This window comes from Erysipelothrix sp. strain 2 (EsS2-6-Brazil), assembly GCF_016617625.1.
Taxonomy (GTDB): domain Bacteria; phylum Bacillota_I; class Bacilli_A; order Erysipelotrichales; family Erysipelotrichaceae; genus Erysipelothrix; species Erysipelothrix piscisicarius.
The window spans coordinates 100,071-122,880 of the sequence record NZ_SBAR01000004.1; the positions used below are offsets into that span (position 1 = coordinate 100,071).

Here is a 22,810-nt window from a genome sequence, read left to right on the forward strand (position 1 = left end):
AGCAAATTCATTGTTAAATCGTGAATTTGCTTTTTATTTATCAGTACAATTATTGGACATTAGGTACAACTTTACTTATAATAAACGTGTATACTTCAGGGCAGGGTGAAATTCCCGATCGGCGGTAAACCCCGCGAACCAATTGGTTGAACTTGTGAAATTCAAGTGGCGACAGTTAAAGTCTGGATGGAAGAAGTTTTTTTCATGTTCGCCTTGAGTATTAATATTTTTTTACAAGGAGGCTAATATGAAAAAATATAATACTCGCACAATGGTTAATATAGCAATGCTGACAACAGTATCCGTGATTCTCTACATGTTTGAATTTTATGTACTTCCGGGATCACCGTTACAAGCAGATTTAAGTGATTTACCGGTTATTATCGGTGGTTACCTTCTCGGCACAGGTCCAGGACTTATGATTGCTTTTTTAAAGAATATATTGCATATGTTCTTTTTATCAAAAAATGCAGGACCGGTTGGAGAGATTGCGAATTTTAGTTATGCAGTCTTAATCATGTTACCCATTGCATGCTATAAACCTACTACAAAAACCAAACGTAGTGGATTATATGTTTTTACAGTATGTGCGAGTGCACTTTTAATGAATCTTATTAATTATTTTATAACATTCCCATTATATGGAATGAGCCAAGAAGGCGCGTGGAACTTGCTCTTTGCGGTGTTTTTACCATTTAATTTAGCAAAAGGGACGCTCTTAATCGTTTTCTTTAGCGTTTTACGTCCCCATTTACATAGAATCACAGGACATTAATGTGATATAATTACCTCAAGGAGTGATTGGATATTATGAAATCTCGAGTGAATAAATATCAAGACTTACATGAGCAAATTGCATTGGACTCTGAAAGTAATATTGAAAATTCAGATCTCTCACATTTTGCGAATCGATTGAATCAAATTGATAATCAATTTGATAAAATGGATGTCGTTGCAAGGGAAGATCGTGAGCCAACACATGCACGCCAAATTGAAGAGGTTCAAGAAGAACATTCGATTGATGAAGAACCGAAAGTAGAACCTCAATTTGATACGTTTGAGAGTGCATATCTCAAAGATTTTTTGGATGAAGTAAAAGAGTATAATGTTCGCAAAGGTTATCGTGATCTTGAGAATACCGATGCAAATATTTTAAGCGAGTTAAATAAATCGTCAGAAATTGCGAAGCCATTTAATGACGATGAAATGACAACGGTCTTACATGCGATTGATCCTGAACTGTCAACGATGGATGCAGATGTTTTTATTGAGGATGAAACGGAAGAAGATGTGAATCTTGATGAATTACCCAATCTTGATGAGACAATAGTATTCAAATCTGTAGAACATAATTCAGTTGATGCGTATGAAGCAGAGGATGAGCTTGAAAAGACAATTGCGATGGCAGTTCAAGAAATGGTTGATGATGAAGAAACTGTAGTAGATATTAACAACCAAGAAGCATTATCTGATGTCGAGTTTGAATTAGATTCTGATGAATTTGACAATATTTTGTCTGAGGAAGACGATTCAATATTTGAAATGCAAGCGCAATTAGAGGCGATGGAAGATTATTCAGACAGTGATTTTGACTCGGATAAATTCCGCAGTGAATTACTCGCTCAAACACAAACATTACAACATAAGATTATTGATCAAGAACAAAATATTGATCAAATGAATGAAACGATGGTACGAACGAATAGAATGTTAAACGTTGTGTTATCATTACTCATTCTTGCGATTATTGTTGTATTGTTATTGATTGTAGCGCAATTTAGGAAGTAGGAATGTTTTTGTGTTTAATATAGCAATTGATGGACCGAGTGCATCGGGTAAAAGTACCATCGCTAAGCAATTAGCAAAAAAATTAGGATTTGTCCATATTGATACGGGAGCAATGTATCGTGCAGTAGCACTAATTTGTTTAAATCAAGATATTGATTTGAATGATGAAAAAGCTTGCTTTAATATCGTTAAAGATTTAGTTATTGAATTACCAGAAGAAAATATGATTTTGGTTAATGGAGAAGATGTGTCACTTCTTATTCGAAATGACCGTGTATCCAAAGCAGCTTCACAGGTTTCTAAGCATAAATCGGTTCGAGATGTATTGGTATCCATTCAACGCGACATAGCTTCGAAAAAAGGATTTGTATTGGATGGACGTGATATTACATCGGTTGTTCTTCCAGATGCAGAAGTGAAGATTTTTCAAACAGCGGATGCAGGGGTTCGTGCGCGTAGACGTTTTAATGAGTTGGTTAAAAATGGAATTGAAACGACCTATGAAGCAGTTCATGCAGATTTGCTTGAACGTGATGCGCGCGATATGAATCGTCAAGAATCACCACTCATTAAGGTTGAAGATGCCATTGAAATAAATACAACATCAATGTCAATTGAAGATGTTGTATCACAAATAATAAATATTATAGAGAGTAGGAATTTGAATGATTGATGGAGTAGTAGCAATCGTTGGCCGTCCTAATGTAGGGAAATCATCTCTGTTTAATCGAATTATGGGCGAGAGAATTTCTATTGTTCATGATGAAGCAGGGGTTACGCGTGATCGTCTTTATGGAAAGACCACATGGTTAACAAAAGATTTAAGATTTATTGATACGGGTGGAATTCAGATGGAAGGTCAACCGTTTCAAGAAGAAATAAAGATGCAAGTTGATATTGCAATTGATGAAGCAGATATGATTATTTTTGTAGTGAGTGCCAAAGATGGTTTGACTACGGATGATGAGTTTATTGCACGTCTTTTAAGACAAACCAATAAACCAGTTATTATTGCTGCAAATAAGGTTGATGATGTTCAATTTGTTTCAGATATATATGAATTTTATGCACTTGGTTATGATGAACCGTTTGCAGTTTCCTGTGAACATGGTATTGGTTTAGGGGATCTCCTTGATGAAGTCATCAAAAAATTACCACAAGATGGTATCACAATGTATGAAGATGAACTTAGTTTCTGTGCAATTGGTCGTCCTAATGTAGGGAAAAGTTCATTGGTCAATGCAATATTAAAACAAGATCGTGTTATTGTTTCCAATATTGAAGGTACCACACGTGATGCAATCGATACGCCTTTTAGAATGAATGACCGTGATTACGTAATCATTGATACTGCTGGAATTCGAAAGCGTGGAAAAATATATGAAGACGTTGAAAAATATTCCGTTCTTCGTGCAATGAGCGCGATTGATCGAAGCGACGTTGTTCTATTTTTAATTGACGGTGAAGCCGGTATTCGTGCTCAAGATAAACACGTAGTTGGTTTTGCGCATGAAGCAGGAAAACCAATTATTATCGTTTACAATAAATGGGATGTCGTAGATAAAGAAGAAACGGCAATGGAAGATGTTAAAAAAATCATTCGTAGTGAGTTTATGTACTTATCCTATGCTCCAATTGTATTTGTATCCGCATTAACACGTAAACGTGTTCATACATTGATTCCCTTAATCGAAGATGTTCACGCAAATAGCATCAAACGTATTAGCACCAGTGTTATTAATGAAGTTATTCATGATGCTGTAATGCTTACGCCACCGCCATCACATAATGGAAAGCGTTTAAAAGTATTTTATGCATCACAAGTAAGTACGGTGCCACCAACTTTTGTAATTTTTGTGAATGATCCTGAGTTGTGTCACTTCTCTTATAAGCGATACTTGGAAAATGCTCTGAGAAATGCTTTTGATTTCACAGGGACACCGATTCGAATACTTATTAGAAAGAGGGGAGCTTAATGAAAATCGGAATTGTAGGTTCTGGTAGTTGGGGAACTGCTTTGGGGCAAGTCTTAGCGGATAATGGCCATGAAGTTATGATGTGGGGACGTAAGTTGGACCAGGTTGTTGATGTTCATTTATATCATTTAAATGAGGAATTCTTCCCAGGGGTAAAGCTTAACGAACGATTAGATGCTACACAAAATTTCGAGGATATTTTAGACTCTCAAATCATACTGCTTGCGGTGCCAACTGGAGCCGTCGAAGAAGTATGCATCGAGCTTAATGCTCATTTAGATCATCCTGTCATCATTATTAATGTCGCGAAAGGACTCCATCCTACAACGCATGAGTTGCTCGATCACGTTATTAAGCGTGTTATCGATTCCGATAAACTCACAGGTGTTGTTAGTCTCATTGGTCCTTCTCATGCGGAAGAAGTTGTTTTACGTAAAATTACAACAATTAATGCCGTGTCGGATGATATGGAACTCGCGGAACAAATTCAATTACTTTTCTCTAATGAATATTTTAGAGTTTACACTAATGATGATGTGATTGGATCTCAATATGGAGTTGCTATCAAAAATGTAATTGCACTTGCAAGTGGAATTGCTGCGGGGTTAGACGCAGGTGATAATGCACGTGCAGCATTAATTACACGTGGTTTGACAGAAATGCAACGATTTGGTGTTCACATGGGTGGACAGCCGGAAACCTATCTTGGACTTTGTGGTGTCGGTGATCTCGTCGTAACTGCGACATCGGTACATTCGCGCAATTACCAAGCGGGTATGGAAATTGGTCAAAAGAATTCAGCTGATGGATTTTTAGATCATAACACAAAAACTGTTGAAGGCGTTTTTGCTGCAAAGGTAGTTTATGAAATTGCAGTGGAAGAAGGCATTGAGATGCCAATAACTGAACAAATTTATAAAATTATTTACGAAGAAAAACGCCCTTCTGAAGCCATAAGTGAATTAATGGTGAGAGATTTGAAACCTGAGCGTATTTAACTTGTCAGACAGCAGTTATAATGCTATTATTTGATTATGAAATGGAGGTTTCAATATGAGTGAAACATACAACAAGAAATTATTAAGCGAGTCAATCGCTGGCAAATTAGACATTAGTAAAAAACAAGCAAATGAATTTATCGAAACATTCCTAGACGAGGTAAAAGAAATTCTCGAAAACAAGGGAACAGTCGATTTAGCTGGTTTTGGAAAATTTGAGGTTCGTCATCGTGCAGAGCGTGATGGTTTTAATCCTCAAACAAAAGAAAAAATCCGCATTGCCGCATCACACAGTGTTGGATTCAAACCTGCGAAAGCTCTTAAAGACGCAGTTAAATAATTAATGATTTTAAAAAAGGAGCTCGTCTCCTTTTTCTATAGTGGAGGTTAGTATGGGTTTAATGGGTGTCGGCTATGGATTTGTAATCCTTGCCGCTATAATATCTTTTGCTGCACAGATTTATGTCCAGTCTGCCTACAGCAAATACAGCCAAGTTGATACATTTGAGCATCTGACGGGTGCACAAGTTGCACGTCGTATTTTGGAGTTAAAAAATATTGATGATGTTCAAGTAGTTGAATCAAATGGTGGTGAATTGAGTGATCATTACGATCCAACCAACAAAGTTGTTGCACTTTCACCTAAAGTTTATCACGAGACAAGCATTGCTTCGGTTTCAGTTGCTGCTCATGAATGTGGTCATGCAATTCAACACGCTGAAAATTATGGTTTTATTGCTTTACGTAATAAAGTTTTACCGTTTGCAATCGTAGCAAGTAAATTTAGTATGATTCCAATTATGATTGGTTTATTTGGAAGTCCACAATTTTTAAAAATTGGAATTATCTTATTATGTGTTATTGCAGTTTTCCAACTCGTAACACTTCCTGTTGAGTTTGATGCGTCCTTACGAGCTGTCAAAATATTAGAACAAGAGTCTTTACTTGACTCAGGGGAACTTCAAGGTTCTAAGAAGATGTTAACGGCTGCAGCGTTGACCTATGTTGCAGCATTGGTTGGAACACTATTGAGTATTCTACGTTATATTGCGATTTATAATCGAAGAAACGATTAAGACACCAAGTGTGTCTTTTTTTTATGCACCTAATTCCCTATAGCTTATTTAAAGAGGGGGGATTTAGATGCATATCAATTTTATATTTTTTTGCTTATTCATGATGTTCTTTACGACAGCGGTATCATGTGAATACATCGATGATCGCCAACGGGTTCCAAGTGAACTTCTCGAAGTTAGCTTTGATAAAGGCGAACTCTCTTTAAGGGGATGGGCTTTCATGAGAAGCTACATTAATTATTACGGTTCTACGACCCATTCGTTCAGTTTAAATATAAAAGGTCGTACCCATAAGGTTTTACCTCTTGAGTTGGATTCAGTGGATTTAACGAGGATCATGTCTTATCGAGGCAATAAGCAATGTCGTGATAATCAAAAGCGAACCCAATCGTGTAATCATATTTATCAAAATGTTGGATTTAAGGGGTCGATACCGCTTCAAGAGCTCCAGGAAGGCGATTACGATCTAACACTTGTAATTCATCATAAAGATACGGAACATCGAGTGGAAGTGCCTTTATATTTGACGAGTATGCGTTCATTGTCGCATTACCATGAAGGACTGGAATATGTCGTGGATTCTGTTTTCAAGCAAGGCGGCCTTACGGTGTATTATCACACACTTATAGCAACCGCAACACCATCTCCATCCTATGAGGGAAGGGTTGTGGAGTATGGTCAAACGTGTTCCAGTGCACATGGAAATACTGCATTTTACCGGAAAGGGGCAACATTTCATAACATAATGGACGTGTCTCGATACAAAGATCTCGTTTCGTATTTCAAGGTTCGTGCGAAACAATCTGGGTGTTTTGACGGACGCCAACGATTGGTAGAGGGCAATGAAGTCACAGTTCATATTCCAAGTACGTATGTAAATTATACTGGAGGGAGGATGAAGCTGAAAATTCGTCAAAAACTGCCTAAACTTGATGCACAACCATTAAAAATCAAACAGTATCAAACTTATGATGCATTTGAAAAGGTAACTGCATTTGATCATAGACAAATGAATATTTCCAATCGTATTAACATTTCATCTAATAATGTTAATGAGAGGATTCCTGGAGTTTATCAAACATGTTATGTAATTACAGACTCGTGGAAACGGAGTGCGCGTTCATGCCGTAAAGTTATCGTGGAGAAGATTCCGACTTATTCTAGGTATATGAGTGAAAATAGTTTTTCTAGAGCTCAATTAAAACTTTGGAATCAAATTGAACTGAAACGTGTGATTCAAGATGCATTCTTGCGTAGAAAGCGGTACATAAAAAAATCGTATTGATGAAATATATGGAGTTCATCAATACGATATATTTAATTATTTTTTTGCTTCTTTTTCTACAGCAGCTTGTGCAAGGATATTTAAGTAATTCCAAGGACGGTCAAAATGAGGTTGGAAGAAGAAATCAACATATGCTAAATCTTCAATCGTCATTTTATTTTGAACTGCAAGTGAAAGTGTGTTTGCGGATTGAGTAATATCATATTTTGATATGACTTGACCACCAACAATGCGATGTGTGTCTTTTTCATAGACAAGTTTCATCATTACTTCTTCTGTTGTTGGCATAAACTCAGGGCGGTAGTTATCTTTAACAAGTACAGAGTCTACATCTAACCCAAAGAATGGCGCTGAATTCACCGTAACACCGGTGGATCCAATATTATAGCCAAAGAGATAAAGACCTGATGTACCTTGTGTTCCACGATACTTAACTTTGTTTTCAACAATATTTTTTCCTACAAGAGTTCCCATTCTTACAGCGTTGGTTGCAAGTGGAATATAAGCGTGATCGCCCGTTGGATTGTAGTGAACTGCGACATTATCACCCGCAGCATAAATTTCTGGACGGCTTGTTTGCATATACTCGTTAACTTTGATCGCGCCATTTGGTAGTGTTTCAACCTTATCTTTAATTAATTCTGTACTTGGTCTAAATCCAACACACATAATTACAAGGTCTGCATCGAAACTACCTGCGGATGTGACAACTTGACTTACATTTCCATTATCATCGGCTTTAAATTCTTGAACAGTTTGGTTCAATGCAAGCTTGATGCCACGGTTTGTTAAGTCAGCTTCGAGAACATCCGTAAACTCAGGATCTAAATACTTATTAAGGATTCGATCGAGGCCATCAACTAATGTTACATCCTTGCCTGATTCACCAAATGCTTCAACGAGCTCGATTCCAATATAACCACCACCAACAATAACAACTTTTTCAGCTTTATCTTTACGTGCGATGATTTCTTGAGCTTGATTATAGTTTTTACACAACATAATATTTTCAGATTCAATACCTGGAATTGGCGGAACAATTGGCCAAGAACCTGTTGTTAAGACTAATTTATCATAGGTTTCTTCAAAAGTTTCATTTGTAAGTAAATTTGTAACAGAAACGCGTTTTGCATCAACATCGATATCTGTAACATTATGTTCCATATGAACGTCTGCACCTAATGATGCGAGTTCCTTAGGACTTGAATAAAATAGGCTTTGTGCGTCTTTCACAACACCACCGATATATAAAGCAATACCGCATGATAAAAATGAAACATTATCATTACGTTCGAAAACCTTAACCTCAGCAGTTGGGTCTTCATTAATTATTGCTTTAACTGCGGATGTACCTGCATGTGTACAACCAATAACTACAACTTTCATACATAATCCTCCTTAATGTATACGCTTATTATACCAATGTTTAAAATGAAATTTGAGTGATATGACCGTAAACGAATAACTGTTGTTGACACAGAATCGAATCAAACATATAATAATTGTTGCGAACCATTTGCAAATGGTTTAAACGTACACATTAACATTGAATAATTATAAAAATATAAAATAAAAGGAGAGGACATGCAAGCTATACTTACGGTAGAGAATATGAGTTTTTCTTATTCCAAAAATAATATTTTAGAGTCTGTGTCCTTTGCGATTCATGAAGGAGATTTCGTAGCGCTCATTGGCGCTAATGGTTCTGGAAAATCGACACTTCTAAAGGTTGTATTGGGATTTGAGCGGGCAAAAGAAGGTGCGGTAACACTTCTTGGAGAGCCAATTGATCGATTTAGTCAATTTGATTCCATTGGATATGTCCCACAAGGTGGCTTATTGGGAGTTGCGGATTTTCCGGCAACTGCGTTGGAAATTGTAATGCTTAGAATTTCCAAGGGTAGTTTTTTTAATTTTTATTCCAAATCCCGTAAAAAACGTGCACTTGAAGCTTTGAAACGTGTGGGTATGGAAGCATATGCTGATGAAATGATAAATAATCTTTCGGGTGGGCAATTGCAACGCGTTTTAATCGCACGTGAATTAATTGTAGAACCGAAAGTACTGTTTTTAGATGAACCGACCAATGGTTTAGACCAAGATGCGATACAAAATCTTTATCAGTTACTTGAAATTCTTAACCAAGAACATAAAATGACAGTAATTATGGTAACACATAACCTCGATCATGATGTTCAGAAGATTAATCGTATTTTTGAAGTGAAAGATCGTACAGTTCAAGAGGTGACTGCACATGTTTAAATATGAATTTATGCGAACCGCTTTTCTTGTCGGTGGTTTATTAGCCATTATTATTCCTTTGATTGGCGTCGTTGTTGTTTTTAAACGCATGTCAATGATTGGAGACGCACTTTCGCATGTTTCTTTAAGTGGTATTACAATTGGTCTGATTTTAGGATTTAATCCAATTGTTGGTGCCATTGCTCTAAGTTTGGTGGCTGCATTAAGCATTGAATTTATACAAAAACGATTTGGAAAATATCAAGAATTAGCCATCGCAATTATTATGTCGTTTGGAATCGGTTTATCGGGCGTTTTATTGGGGTTTGTTAAAAACCCAGCGAATTTTAACAGTTTTCTATTTGGCAGTATCGTAGCGATTGGTGGGAGCGACAATTGGTTGGCAATTTTATTGAGTCTTATCGTTATTATTGTATCGATTCGATATTATCGAGAGTTTTTCTACCTTGCATTCGATGAGAAATCAGCGATGTTATCGGGTATTGATACAAATCGCATCTCGTTAATCTTTACCATCTTGACTGCAATCACCGTATCGGTTGCATCACGCATTGTCGGTGCGCTCATTGTTTCATCGCTCATGGTAATTCCCACAGCATGTGCAATGCAAGTATCAAAAAGTTATCGATCAACAATGCTTTATGCAATTGGATTTTCATTATCATTCGTTTGGGCAGGATTAGCACTCTCGTACAGTCTTAATCTTGCACCCGGTGGCACCATTGTGCTTTTGGGTGTCGCAATATTAGTTTTACTCATTCTAATAAAAACTGTATTAAAGCGAGGGTAATCTTGAATTTACCTTCGCTTTTAGTTATAATATAGAAGATAAAAATCATTGAAGAGAATAAGTAACAGGACATATCTTTTATAGAAACAATAGGGTTGATGGAACTATTGATTGATATCCTGCGAATTCATCTTGGAGAGAAGCTAATCACTTACGTGTCGTTTGCGTTAAAAACGAAGAGATGTATACATTATTTTGTATAAATCAGGATGGTACCGCGCTTGACGTTCCTGGACGTGCGGTTTTTTTTATGTTTAAGGAGGATTTAGATGGACTTAAAAGAAATTATGAATCAAGGGCTTGAAGCAATCAAATCTGCTCAATCACTTGAGCATTTAAATGATGTTCGTATTGAATATCTAAGTAAGAAAGGTCTTCTAACAAAAGTTATGGGCCAAATGAAAGATTTATCCAATGAAGAGAAACCTTTATTTGGTAAACGTGTTAATGAAGCAAAACAGAGCATTGAGTCAGCACTTAAAGAAAAACAAGCAGACTTAGAAGCAATAAAATTAGAGCAAGATATGGCTCGTGATGCGATTGATGTGACGTTACCTGGAACGCAGTTTAAACAAGGAAGTCAAAATCCATTAATTCTAATGCGTCGCGAAATGGAAGATTTCTTTAGAGAAATGGGATATAAAGTCGTGGAAGGGGATGAAGTTGAACTTGATTTATACAACTTTGAACGTGCCAATATTCCGCAAGATCATCCTGCTCGTGAGATGCAAGATACATTTTTTATTGATGAACATACTTTACTTAGAACCCATACAACGGCAATCCAAATGCGTGCATTAGAAGAATATGCGCCTTCGGTTCCAGTTAAAGTTATTTGTCCTGGAAAAGTTTACCGTCGTGATGATGATGATGCGACACACTCCCATCAATTTGTGCAGATGGAAGGTTTAGTACTGGGTCATGGCATTACGTTATCGGATTTAAAAGGGACTTTAAACCTTTTTGCGAAGAGGATGTTTGGAGAGAGTCGAGAAATTCGATTTAGACCAAGCTATTTCCAATTTACCGAGCCTAGTGTTGAGATTGATGTAACATGTCATCTTTGTGGTGGCAAGGGCTGCAACATTTGTAAGGATACTGGCTGGATTGAAATTCTGGGTGGTGGTATGGTTCACCCAAACGTCTTGCGTGCAGCGGGTTATGATGACCCAACGCTTTCAGGATTTGCCTTTGGAATTGGTGTCGAACGCATTGCAATGCTTAAATACGGAATTGATGATATTCGATCATTTTATACAAATGATAAACGATTCATTGATCAATTTAAGCGGTTTGAGTAGGAGGTTAGAATGTTAGTTAGTAGAAAATTATTAAATAGATATGTGGATATTGCTGATATCGACACATTAACACTTGCGGATACCCTCACAAACGCAGGTTTAGAAGTAGAAGGTATTGAACCGCTCATTCATGGTACCAATTTAACCGTTGGTCATGTATTAGAATGTGTTCCACATGAAGACAGTGACCACTTAAATGTATGTCAGGTAGACTTAGGTGATCGCGTAGAACAAATTGTTTGTGGCGCATCAAATATTAAAACCGGCTTATATGTCTGTGTTGCTCAAGTCGGTGCAGTGTTACCGGGAGATTTTAATATTAAAGCATCAAAAGTACGTGGTGTAGAATCAAATGGAATGATTTGCTCTCTCAATGAACTTGGTGTAGCTGAAAAATTCCAAACTGAAGAACAAAAAACGGGGATTGTCGTTTTACCAAAAGCAGAGCCGGGAAGTAATCCTGCCGTTGCATTAGGATTAGATGATGAAATTCTTGATATTTCTCAAACGCCGAATCGTTCTGATTTTATGTCAATAATCTCAATTGCGCATGAAGTCAGTGCGCTGTTTGGTCGTAAACTGACATTACCGCAATTTGAAGGTGTAGCGAACATCGGTAGTGAGACCAAGCTTCAAATTCAATCATATACTGAAAAGTCACCACTTTTTTTAGGTAAAGTAATTGGTAATGTGACAATTGGGACATCACCAAGTTGGATTCGTGAAGCCTTGATTGGTTCTGGAATTAAACCAATTAATAATGTTGTCGATATATCAAATCTTGTCATGCTTGAAACCGGTCATCCAATGCATTTTTACGATATTGACTTCCTAAGTCATCAAAACTTGTCAGTTCATGATGATTTTGAAGGTACAGTAGAAGCGCTTGATGGTCAAATGTATAAACTCGAAAAAAATGATCTTGTTATTATGAATGGTGAGGTTCCAGTGGGGATTGCAGGGATTATGGGTCTTGGTAATTCGATGATTCAACCGAATTCTAAGGGACTCGTAATTGAGGTCGCACGTTTTAATCATGTGTCTGTTCGTAAAACAGCAACACGTTTAGGGTTAAGCAGCGAGTCATCTACACGTTACACAAAGCCAATGGATAATAATGCATCCAAACAGGCGATGGATCGTGCAGTTCAACTTTTAATCGAGTATGCAGATGCAACAAATATTGAAGAAACTGTTCAGTGGGGCGCGCTTGATAGCACTCCTGTCGAGGTTTCAATCACGGTTGATCGTATCAATCAATATCTTGGAACTTCTTTAGAAGAAGCTGTCATTATGGATGTATTTGAACGTCTCAATTTTAAACCGCGTCACGTTGAGGGAATGATTACATGTACAATTCCTTCATATCGTAAAGATATTTCGATTGAAGAGGATCTCATTGAAGAAGTCATCCGAATCGTTGGTTATGATGTCATGGATGAGACATTACCGCTTATGGATTTAACACTGGGTAATTTAAATAATCAACAACTTAAGACACGCATGATTGAAGATGTATTATTAGGCTTTGGTGCAGACCAAATTCTATCCTATACACTTGTAGATGAAGCGAAAACAGTTGGCTCAGAGTCATTGGGTACTCCAATTCGTCTAGCCAATCCTATCAGCGATAAACGAGCTTTCTTAAGAACGCATTTATTACCATCGATGGTGGAAGTCTTGGCGTATAATAATGCTCACAAAATTTCCGATGTTCTCTTTTTTGAACAGTCTTCAGTTTATGCCGAAGGTGTTAAATCAAATCGTTTAGGAATTATTGGTCAAGGTTCGCTCTTTAATAAGAATTGGACTAAAACAGAAATTCCTTTAGACTTCTTCACACTTAAGGGAATGGCGATGGAATTATTTGATAAATTAGGATTTAGTGAAAAACGCTTCCAATTCAAACAAAGCGGTTTTGATGATACAAAATTCCATCCATTCAAGAGTGCAGAAATTCTATTTGACCGTAAGCACCTGGGGGTCATTGGACAGCTTCATCCGACCTATGCGAAAGAACATGATTTGAAAGATCCTATTTATTTAGAAATTGATTTGGATTTTCTTTTAGGTCAAAAAGCAGGGGCCATCAAAGCAACTTCGGTCGCAAAATATCCAATCATGACTCGAGATCTCGCAATTCTATGCGATAACAATCTATCGGTAAGTGATTTAATCCAATCGATTGAAAAAGTATCACGAAAATATTTGGTAGACTTAAACGTCTTTGATGTGTTTACATCTGAAAAACTAGGGGATAAAAAATCTATTGCATTCCAGTTGTCTTTTGGGCAAGACCGTACCTTAGAGGTCGAGGAAATTAATGATATAATGGAAGCAGTAGTTGAAGAATTGAAAAAACGTTTCAACGTTGAAGTGCGATAACATTAGGAGGTAAAAAATATGGGTAGAGCATTTGAAGTTCGTAAGGCGTCGATGCAAAAGACAGCGGCAGCTAAAACGAAGGTATATTCACGATATGGAAAAGAGATTTATATGGCGGCTAAGGCTGGTATTCCTGATCCTGAGATGAATGTGGGTTTAAAGCGTATTATCGATGAAGCAAGAACAAAACAAGTTCCTGCGGATGTCATTAAACGTGCGATTGAAAAAGCTAAAGGGGGTTCTGAAGAGAACTACCATGCGGTACGTTATGAAGGATTTGGACCCGGTGCATCGTCATTTATTGTTGAATGTTTGACAGACAACGATAACCGAACATACAGTGAAGTTCGAAATTGCTTTACAAAATCTAAAGGGAAAATTGGTGTGAATGGTTCGGTTGTTCATGGTTATGAACATGTTGGTTTATTATCATTTGAATCCAATGATGAAGAAGTAATCATGGAAATTCTTCTTGAAGACGATGTTGAATTGATCGATATTGAACAAGAAGAGGGTCATATGACAGTTACTGTTGATACGACAAGCTTACATAAAGCGAAAGAAGCACTTGAAAGCAAATTGGGCGAAATTCAATTTGATGTCCTTGAGATTACTTATTTACCGAATGAATATGTAACCGTCGAAGGTGAAGATGCCGATAACTTTAAAAAAATTCAAGCGATGTTTGATGAAGTTGAAGATATTCAAGAAGTCTATCACAACGTTAAGTTTGAAGATTAAGATTGTAAACCTCTAGAATTATTACTAGAGGTTTTTTTGTGAATCTTTGATGAAGAATGTATGAATTAAGTCAAAAGCTTTGATTGGTCTGTACTATGTACGATATAATCAACATATACAAAAGGGAGGCTTTAAAATATGGGAAATTTATTAGACAAAGCAAAAGAACTTGCAGCAAAAGCAAAGAGCTCTGCTGATGATTTGGGTGTCAAAGCCAAAGAAACCGCCGAAGATCTTGGTGAAAAAACTGAGTCGGTCACAAAAGAAGCATCTGAAAAGATGAATGAATTTGGAGAAAAAGCGAAAGAAAATGCCGAAGATGTATTGGAAAAGGGTCGTGATATGACCGCCGATGCTGTAACAAAAGGTAAGCAAGTCGCTGAAGATTTATCGGAAAAGGCTAAAGAAACCGCTGAAGACTTAACCGATAAAGCGAAAGACATTTTTAATAAATAATTTAACGTGTTAAATGGATAAAAAAAACCTTAAGATATCGAAAGGAACTGACCTAGTTCCAAATGAAGATTTCAATCTTAAGGTTTTTTTGTGTTAAAGTGTTTCAATAATTTGTGGAAGTCTCTTTTTAACGAGTTTTTTAATGACCTGATACAGGATAAAACTGAGTAAAATGAGTAGAATTCCAAATGTATAAATAACATGAATCGGGTTAAAATTCATCGCTGCGTAAACAAATCCTCCAATAATCAAAAACGAAGAGAAAAGTGGGATTACAGCGAGAAAGTTTTGTTTAATGGCTTGGGTTTCATTGTCCCATACTAATTTTGGTGAGAAAACGTCTAAGACGATTGCACTCGTGTTTGAAAGGATTGACCCTAAAAATGCACTAAGGACAAAAAGAATGATATACCCATAATTAAGATTCAAGAAAATCGCGAGCAGGATTCCAATAATCCATGTTGGAATAACCGTTATTAGAGATCCGATCAGAATCTTTGCATGGACCAAGGTCATAAAATCGAGAGGCATTGCTTGAAACTGTTGTAGGGTACGCCCTTCACGCGATATTGAAGTCGCGGTAATCATTCCAACATTCGCCATGAAATAAGATATTACAAGACCAATAATAAAAACGAGCGCAAATTTAACCGACAAGGGTTGAGTGTAAAATTGTAATGTCATGATTTCTTGAACGGTCTGATTTATTTCCGACAAGGATACTGGGGACTTGGAGACCCCAATTACAAATGGAATCACAAATGATACCGGTATAATAATCAAACCTGCGAAATAGTTTGTTGTGAATGTTGGGGTTCGAAGAATATTTCGAATGTCGTATCTCATGATGGCACTGAGTGCAGAACGTTTCTTTGTTGATTTATTAAACGCTTTAGTTGTGAGTGCTGTCTTTTTCGAACTTGCTTCATCAATTCCAATAACGCCTTTAAAATATAGTTTTTGCACAAGCGTAACACAGAGGAAAGGACTGAGTATTGAAATTAAGGTTCCAAGAAACAACTTTCCATAATCTGCATAAACAACACCTTGTGAGAGCAGTGGTATTGTAGGGAAAATGCCATTCATGACTTTAAGTAAGGTGTTATCACCCGATGCAATACTGGTCATGATTTTTGATAAGAAGTCGGCACCGCCGGTTCCGGATGTTTGACCAAGAAAGGCCATACCAAGCCCCAATACAATACTGAGCAACGTTGAGACATAGGTATAAACGTCTTTATTTTTGAAAAATGGAATAAAGGTCAAGACGAGAATCATAAAGATCAACGATAGTGTAAATGGAATTATCGGAATCATCAGTGAACTCACGATAAATCGGATTATAAATAAGAAATCTGGCTTAACATTTACCATATACGCAATTGCGAAAGGAATAAAAATAACTGCAGCGCTGAGATACATCGTGATCAAACTCGCAATAAATTTTGAAAAAAGAATATCGGCAGCACGAACGGGTAGCACTAAATAGCGCTCAATATCTTTTGAGAAATAAAATATCCCTGGAACGATGAGAATGCCCATAATTAAGATATAAATACTAGCACTCGCAAATAATGTATGGATTGCTATTCCAGGCTGTCCTAACGAAACTGCAGATTTAATAAGTGCATTCCAAAGAAAGAATACAATTCCACCGAGATAAATGAAAAGAAAGCCAAATAAGAGAAACATATATTTTGAATTTTTTTTCTTTTTTGTTGAGAGTTGCTGCGTAAAATCATAAGTCGTTGTCTTCAACATTATTTTTGTTAGTGTGAGAATTCGACTCATTTTGTAAGCTCCAAGAAGATTTCTTCAAGTGAAAGTTGATTGTAGTTAGATTTCAGTGACTCAAGGGTACCTGTATAGACAATCTTACCGTGATTGATGATAACGACTTTATCGCATAATTTTTCCGCAACTTCAAGAACATGGGTTGAAAAAAATACCGCGCCACCGTGTTGAGCATGTTCGCGCATGGCTTCTTTTAAAATATAAGAAGATTGTGGATCAAGTCCGGTTAAGGGTTCATCCAGGATGAGTAAGTAAGGATTGTGCAGAAGGACGCCAATCACCATAATTTTTTGTCGCATTCCATGTGAGTAGGATAGAAGCTTATCATTCAACGCCTGTTCCATCCCCAATAGGTGAGTATAGTTTTGGATTCGTTGTTGGCGATCTGTTTCATTGATGTTGTAAATGTCGGCAATAAAATTGAGATATTCAATCCCTTTCAGTTTTAAAAAAGCATTGGGATCATCAGAAACATATCCAAACTGTTGTTTTGCTTCAATCGGTTGTTCGCGGATGTTTAAATCGTTGAGTGTAATCGAACCCGAGTCCGGTGCCAAAATGCCTGTAAGCATTTTAATTGTCGTTGTTTTGCCGGCGCCGTTTGGTCCAATAAATCCAACAATTTCTCCAGAATTAATCTGAATGGATACATCATCAACAGCTTTATGGGACCCATTATAGGTCTTTGTGACGTTCTTTATATTTATCATAATCTTCTCCTTGATCATAAGATGTATTAATTATATCACTATTTTCACTATTTTCAATATCTTCACCGAAGTGGATAAAAATAGAGGGAATCATCCCTCTACATCCATGTAATTTTTCGTTCGGTTCCGTCTTTAATTCTTTGAATATTCGAACGATGACGGTAAATAACAATTATTGCGATAATTGCGAACGCAATGGTTACTTTAATGTTATCTTGTGAAATACCAAGAATAACAACTGCAGTAATAATTGAAATCATCGCGGATAGTGAAACCATTTTAGATAAGTACAGTACTGCAAAGAAGATGAGTACAGGTACGATAAAATGCAGTACAGGTCTTTTTGTCACAAGAATTGAAATCCCCAATAAAAATCCCATAGCGGTTGAAACGGCTTTTCCACCTTTAAACTTAGCGAATATTGGAAAACAATGACCCAATGTTGCGAAAAATCCAGCGTAAATCGTTGCATCTGGGAATAAGAAATTGGTGATAACCATTGCGATGGTTGCTTTTAAAACATCTAAGACCGCAACGGCAACGCCAGCTTTCGCGCCCAAAGTTCGCCCAGCATTTGTTCCCCCAAGATTTCCAGAACCGTGTTCACGGATATCTGTATTAAAAAAAAGTTTTCCAATGACTAATGCATTTGGAATGGATCCTAAAAGATATCCAAGCACACTTGCTAATAATATTTCCATAAATTCACCTCAAAATCATTTTACCATGTTCAATGGCAAAGTTAAAAGAACTTTTCATGCTGGTTGAACTTTTAATACTCAAATAATCATTATGTCATGATATAATACACGTTGAGAGGAGTTGGAGAGCTTGAGTACACAAAATTATTCAGCTTCAAGTATTGAAATTTTAGAAGGTCTTGAAGCTGTAAGAAAACGCCCTGGGATGTACATTGGATCTACCGATTCACGTGGTTTGCATCATTTAGTATGGGAAATTATGGATAATGCGATTGACGAAGCGCTTAATGGTTTCGGAACGACAATCCGTTTAAATATAGAAGATGATATGACTGTTTCGATCCGAGATGAGGGTCGAGGAATGCCGATTGAAACTCACACAAGTGGTGTTAGTGCATTGCAGGTCATTTTTACTGTGCTTCATGCCGGCGGAAAATTTTCGGAGGCAGGTGGATACAAAACAAGTGGAGGTCTTCACGGAGTTGGTGCATCTGTTGTAAATGCGTTGAGTGAAGAAGTTAATGTAAGTGTATTCCGTAAAGACGGAACTTATAATATGACGTTTAGAAATGGTGGTAAAGAAATCGAACCCCTTAAAAAAACAAGTGATCGGGGTCCGATTGGAAGTCGCGTTCGTTTTAAAGCTGATCCAACTATTTTTAAAAATTCAAAATTTAGTTTTGATACTATTTGTGAACGTGTTCAAGAGAGCGCATTTTTACTACAAGGGATTCAGTTTATTGTTACGGACGAGCGTGTCAATATCACACGAGAATATCGTTATGAAAAAGGACTTGAGGCCTTTATGGAGTATATTCATGAAGATCAAGAAGTATTAAATGATGTTATTTTACTAAATGGTTCTGATCAAGGAATTTCAGTTCAAATTGCATTGCAATATAATGAAGGCTATAACGAAGACACCTATTCATACGTTAACTTGGTTCGAACCCATGATGGAGGGACTCATGTTGCAGGTTTTCGTTCTGGATTTACGAAAGTCATCAATGAATGGGCTCGTAAACATAACCTTTTAAAGGAAAAAGAAAAGAATTTTGAAGGAAATGATGTTCGTGAAGGGCTTTCTGTCATTCTATCAGTAAGTATTCCTGAGAATCTTCTTCAATTTGAAGGACAAACAAAAGGGAAATTAGGAACGCCTGCCGCAAAAGGTGTTGTTGATGCGGTAATCTCAGAGCAGTTACCTTACTACTTGGATGTTCATCATGAAGAAGCTACAAAGATCATCACTAAAATTCAAAAAGCTTCGCATGCCCGTTTAGCGGCTCGTAAAGCACGTGAACAGGCACGAAATGGAAAACGAAATAAGATTGAACGTATTTTGTCAGGAAAACTTGCGAATGCTCAAACGCGAAATAAAAACAAGAATGAATTGTATTTAGTCGAAGGGGATTCAGCGGGTGGTAGTGCTAAGCAAGGACGTGATAGTAAATTCCAAGCGATTCTACCGTTGCGTGGTAAGGTTTTAAATACGCAAAAGGCAAAATTTGAAGATATTCTCAAAAATGAAGAATTAAATACAATTATTCATTGTGTGGGTGCTGGTGTTGGGAAAGATTTTGAGTTAAAAGATTGTAACTATAATAAAATCATTATTATGACCGATGCGGATACAGATGGTGCTCATATTCAAGTGCTGCTTTTAACCTTTTTCTTTAGACACATGCGTCCGCTTGTTGAGGCAGGGTATGTTTATATTGCGCAACCGCCGCTTTACCGTGTTAAATCCGGTAAAAATGTCCATTACGCTTATACTGAAGAGGAATTGGATGCATACCGTAAACAGTATGGTAAGGTTGAACTTCAACGCTATAAAGGACTCGGGGAAATGAATGCGGATCAACTTTGGGAAACCACGATGGATCCAGCGAGCCGTTCGTTAATTCAAGTTCAAATCGATGACTTTTTAGTCGCTGATAAACGTGTCTCCGTACTTATGGGTGACAAGGTTGATGTTCGTCGCGATTGGATAGAACAAAATGTCGCATTTACGTTAGAGGAGGATCCACATGTCGCATGATTCATTAATTAAATTACCGATCGAAGACATCGTTGGTGAACGCTTTGGCCGGTATTCTAAATACATTATTCAAGAACGTGCGCTCCCAGATGTGCGTGATGGATTAAAACCTGTACAACGTCGTATTTTATATGCGATGTATCATGATAAAAACTTCTATGATAAACCATATCGAAAATCCGCAAAAACAGTGGGTCTTGTTATTGGTAATTATCATCCTCATGGAGATAGTTCAGTTTATGAAGCAATGGTTCGAATGTCTCAATCATGGAAGATGAATATGCCCTTGATTGATATGCAAGGAAATAATGGTAGTATTGATGATGATCCCGCAGCTGCGATGCGATATACAGAAGCTCGTATTTCAAAATTGTCTCAAAAACTTCTTGAAAACATTGATGAAGACGTCGTCCCTTTTGTACTAAACTTTGATGATATGACGACTGAGCCTTCCGTTTTACCAGCACGATATCCAAACCTTCTTGTGAATGGTTCGACAGGGATTGCGGCTGGATATGCAACCAATATACCGCCATTCAACCTTAATGAAATTATGGATGCTTCAATTTATCGCTTACATAATCCAGAGTGCGGTGTAGATGAAATCATGACTATGGTTCAAGGTCCTGATTTTCCAACTGGTGCCATTATTCAGGGTAGAGATGGAATTGAAGATATAATTCGTAAAGGAAAAGGACGCATTGTAGTTCGCGCTAAGGCAGATATCGTAGAAAATAAAAGCATGAAGCAAATTGTTATTACCGAATTACCTTATGAAGTGATTAAGTCTAATGTTGTTCGTAAAATTGACGAATTGCGTTTTACTAAAGCCAGTGAGGGATTTGGTGATGTGATGGATGTCCGTGATGAATCCGATCGTACAGGGTTACGGATCGTCATTGACTGTAAACGTGATGCTAATGTAGAAAGCATTCTCAATCTTTTCTATAAATACACGGAATTACAAGTTTATTACAATGCGAATATGGTTGCGATTGTTGATCAACGTCCACAGGTTTGTGGTCTTTTAGAAATTCTTGATGCCTACTTAAAATTTAGACAAGAAGTTGTGCTTAACCGTAGTAAATATCGTTATGAACAAAAAGAAAAACGATTACATATTCTTGAAGGGTTAATGAAAGCAACATCAATACTTGATGAGATTATTGCAGTCATTCGTCGTTCAAATAACCGCTCTGAATCACGCAATAATATCATGGCCGAGTTTGGATTTACCGAAGCGCAAGCAACCGCAATCGTTGATTTACAACTGTATCGTTTATCTTCAACGGACATTAATGCCCTTCGCGATGAATTCGCAAAACTGGCAAATGAATTAGAATATCTCGATTTAGTCATTAACAATATCGATATGTTAAACAATCTTATTGTTAAAGAATTCATGGAAATCAAAGAAACTTTTGATACGCCGCGCAAATCATCAATAGAAGCGGAGATTTCAGAACTTGAGGTCGATCACCTCAGTCTTATTACAAATGAAGCGGTTATGGTTACCGTCTCGCGTGATGGATATCTCAAGAAAGTATCATTACGTTCATACGGTTCAAGTCAAAAAGATGTGATAGCACTTATGGATGAAGACATGCCAGTATTTAGTTCAGAAGTAGAAACAACCGATTATCTCGTCTTTGTAACGTCTAAAGGTCGATATGGCATGATTCTTGTGCATGAAATTGATGAGGCTCGTTGGCGTGATACGGGTTCACACATTAACCAATACATGAAATGTGATCCAAATGAAAAAATCATCAGTGTCTTTACATTAAAATCGTTTGATACCTATCAATTTATCGTGACATCAACAGCATCGGGTATGGTGAAGAAAACAGCCATTTCAGAACTTGAAGTTAAGCGTACAAATCGACTTTACGATGTCATGAAGTTAGGGAAACATGATGAGTTGGTGGGTGCTGTCATTACTTCGAATGAAGATCATTTACTACTTGTAAGTAAAGAAGGACAATGCATGCGCCTTGATCTCTCAGAAATTAATCCAATTGGTTTGCGTGCTAAAGGTGTTATTGGAATGAAACTCAAATTAAATGATCGCATTGTCTCGACAATAGGATTATCGGATGAAAGTGACGTTGTTTTCGTATCAGATCGATTCCAAATGAAACGTATTAAGGCGCAAGATATTGCAATCAATAACCGTGCAACTCAAGGGACTTCAATTGTGAAAACGGTTAAGAGCAATCCGCACTATTTAGGTGAAGTTTTTGTGGGTAATATACAAGATCATATCTTAATATATAATGACCATACATCAATTATTTCAATTAAAGATGTGCCTATTATGTCATCAGATGCAACATTCTCAACGGTTACGGATGAAAAAGATTTCTCAATACTGAGACCGCTTGTTCATGTTGTAAAGGTTGCGTTTCCTAAATCAGAGGCGAAAAGCATTGATGAACCTTTGAAACTTGATTTATAATTATGTATAATTGTAGGGTAGAGTTATTACGTTCGACCTTACAAAACC

General features: G+C 37.0%; 20 protein-coding genes, 1 riboswitch and 1 other annotated feature. Of the genes, 16 read left to right on the forward strand and 4 right to left on the reverse strand.

The window, feature by feature from the left end:
* Positions 1-87: 87 nt before the first annotated feature.
* Positions 88-202: riboswitch (FMN riboswitch) on the forward strand.
* Positions 203-247: 45 nt separating this feature from the next.
* The 8 genes from EPJ89_RS04115 to EPJ89_RS04150 all read left to right on the forward strand — a co-directional run bounded on the left by EPJ89_RS04115 (position 248) and on the right by EPJ89_RS04150 (position 7,123).
* Entirely contained in the window at positions 248-775 is a 528-nt protein-coding gene (locus EPJ89_RS04115) for an ECF transporter S component (protein ID WP_161636387.1), read from the forward strand.
* Positions 776-810: 35 nt separating this feature from the next.
* Positions 811-1,788, forward strand: coding sequence for a hypothetical protein (locus tag EPJ89_RS04120; RefSeq protein ID WP_161636388.1), 978 nt, complete (start codon positions 811-813; stop codon positions 1,786-1,788).
* A gap of 10 nt (positions 1,789-1,798) precedes the next feature.
* The gene (cmk, locus tag EPJ89_RS04125) at positions 1,799-2,461 is read left to right on the forward strand and encodes a (d)CMP kinase (protein ID WP_161636389.1); all 663 of its coding nucleotides are present in this window, start codon (positions 1,799-1,801) and stop codon (positions 2,459-2,461) included.
* Positions 2,454-3,764 carry a ribosome biogenesis GTPase Der gene (gene der / locus EPJ89_RS04130; RefSeq protein ID WP_161636390.1) on the forward strand — a complete coding sequence of 437 codons (1,311 nt, stop codon included), beginning with the start codon at positions 2,454-2,456 and terminating at the stop codon, positions 3,762-3,764. Before cmk ends, der begins: the two co-directional genes overlap by 8 nt.
* A complete protein-coding gene (locus EPJ89_RS04135; protein WP_161636391.1) occupies positions 3,764-4,762 on the forward strand; it encodes an NAD(P)H-dependent glycerol-3-phosphate dehydrogenase in 999 nt (332 codons plus the stop codon). Before der ends, EPJ89_RS04135 begins: the two co-directional genes overlap by 1 nt.
* 55 nt (positions 4,763-4,817) lie before the next feature.
* The gene (locus EPJ89_RS04140; protein WP_003773810.1) at positions 4,818-5,102 is read left to right on the forward strand and encodes an HU family DNA-binding protein; all 285 of its coding nucleotides are present in this window, start codon (positions 4,818-4,820) and stop codon (positions 5,100-5,102) included.
* Between the two features lie 52 nt (positions 5,103-5,154).
* Positions 5,155-5,838 (forward strand): zinc metallopeptidase, encoded by a 684-nt coding sequence (locus EPJ89_RS04145; protein ID WP_200549057.1) that lies wholly within the window; start codon positions 5,155-5,157, stop codon positions 5,836-5,838.
* A gap of 67 nt (positions 5,839-5,905) precedes the next feature.
* Complete coding sequence (locus EPJ89_RS04150) at positions 5,906-7,123, forward strand: DUF5011 domain-containing protein (protein WP_244660803.1); 1,218 nt, start codon at positions 5,906-5,908, stop codon at positions 7,121-7,123.
* A 36-nt stretch (positions 7,124-7,159) separates the two neighbouring features.
* Here EPJ89_RS04150 and EPJ89_RS04155 read toward each other — a convergent pair whose 3' ends face one another.
* A complete protein-coding gene (locus EPJ89_RS04155; RefSeq protein WP_161636393.1) occupies positions 7,160-8,509 on the reverse strand; it encodes an FAD-dependent oxidoreductase in 1,350 nt (449 codons plus the stop codon).
* Positions 8,510-8,707: 198 nt separating this feature from the next.
* On the opposite strand from EPJ89_RS04155, the gene EPJ89_RS04160 reads away from it, so the two are divergent.
* The 6 genes from EPJ89_RS04160 to EPJ89_RS04185 all read left to right on the forward strand — a co-directional run bounded on the left by EPJ89_RS04160 (position 8,708) and on the right by EPJ89_RS04185 (position 15,058).
* On the forward strand, positions 8,708-9,385 hold the full coding sequence (locus EPJ89_RS04160; protein WP_161636394.1) for a metal ABC transporter ATP-binding protein: 678 nt from the start codon (positions 8,708-8,710) through the stop codon (positions 9,383-9,385).
* Complete coding sequence (locus EPJ89_RS04165) at positions 9,378-10,175, forward strand: metal ABC transporter permease (protein WP_161636395.1); 798 nt, start codon at positions 9,378-9,380, stop codon at positions 10,173-10,175. The genes EPJ89_RS04160 and EPJ89_RS04165 overlap by 8 nt, the downstream gene beginning before the upstream one ends.
* Positions 10,176-10,214: 39 nt before the next feature.
* Positions 10,215-10,410 (forward strand) — a binding site (T-box leader).
* 34 nt (positions 10,411-10,444) lie between these two features.
* Complete coding sequence (gene pheS / locus EPJ89_RS04170; RefSeq protein ID WP_125164443.1) at positions 10,445-11,476, forward strand: phenylalanine--tRNA ligase subunit alpha; 1,032 nt, start codon at positions 10,445-10,447, stop codon at positions 11,474-11,476.
* 9 nt (positions 11,477-11,485) lie between these two features.
* On the forward strand, positions 11,486-13,861 hold the full coding sequence (pheT, locus tag EPJ89_RS04175) for a phenylalanine--tRNA ligase subunit beta (protein WP_200549058.1): 2,376 nt from the start codon (positions 11,486-11,488) through the stop codon (positions 13,859-13,861).
* An 18-nt stretch (positions 13,862-13,879) separates the two neighbouring features.
* Positions 13,880-14,602: a YebC/PmpR family DNA-binding transcriptional regulator gene (locus tag EPJ89_RS04180; protein WP_200549059.1), complete on the forward strand. Its 723-nt coding sequence runs from the start codon at positions 13,880-13,882 to the stop codon at positions 14,600-14,602.
* Between the two features lie 138 nt (positions 14,603-14,740).
* Positions 14,741-15,058 carry a YtxH domain-containing protein gene (locus EPJ89_RS04185; RefSeq protein WP_200549060.1) on the forward strand — a complete coding sequence of 106 codons (318 nt, stop codon included), beginning with the start codon at positions 14,741-14,743 and terminating at the stop codon, positions 15,056-15,058.
* Between the two features lie 93 nt (positions 15,059-15,151).
* Here EPJ89_RS04185 and EPJ89_RS04190 read toward each other — a convergent pair whose 3' ends face one another.
* The 3 genes from EPJ89_RS04190 to plsY all read right to left on the reverse strand — a co-directional run bounded on the left by EPJ89_RS04190 (position 15,152) and on the right by plsY (position 18,263).
* Positions 15,152-16,849 carry a hypothetical protein gene (locus EPJ89_RS04190; protein WP_200549061.1) on the reverse strand — a complete coding sequence of 566 codons (1,698 nt, stop codon included), beginning with the start codon at positions 16,847-16,849 and terminating at the stop codon, positions 15,152-15,154.
* Complete coding sequence (locus EPJ89_RS04195) at positions 16,846-17,562, reverse strand: ABC transporter ATP-binding protein (protein WP_161636400.1); 717 nt, start codon at positions 17,560-17,562, stop codon at positions 16,846-16,848. Before EPJ89_RS04195 ends, EPJ89_RS04190 begins: the two co-directional genes overlap by 4 nt.
* A gap of 98 nt (positions 17,563-17,660) precedes the next feature.
* Complete coding sequence (gene plsY / locus EPJ89_RS04200) at positions 17,661-18,263, reverse strand: glycerol-3-phosphate 1-O-acyltransferase PlsY (RefSeq protein ID WP_200549062.1); 603 nt, start codon at positions 18,261-18,263, stop codon at positions 17,661-17,663.
* Between the two features lie 130 nt (positions 18,264-18,393).
* Between plsY and parE the strand changes: the two genes are divergently transcribed.
* Both parE and parC read left to right on the forward strand, forming a co-directional pair.
* On the forward strand, positions 18,394-20,304 hold the full coding sequence (gene parE, locus EPJ89_RS04205; protein WP_125164448.1) for a DNA topoisomerase IV subunit B: 1,911 nt from the start codon (positions 18,394-18,396) through the stop codon (positions 20,302-20,304).
* Positions 20,294-22,762, forward strand: coding sequence for a DNA topoisomerase IV subunit A (gene parC, locus EPJ89_RS04210; protein WP_161636402.1), 2,469 nt, complete (start codon positions 20,294-20,296; stop codon positions 22,760-22,762). Before parE ends, parC begins: the two co-directional genes overlap by 11 nt.
* The last annotated feature ends 48 nt before the right edge of the window (positions 22,763-22,810 follow it).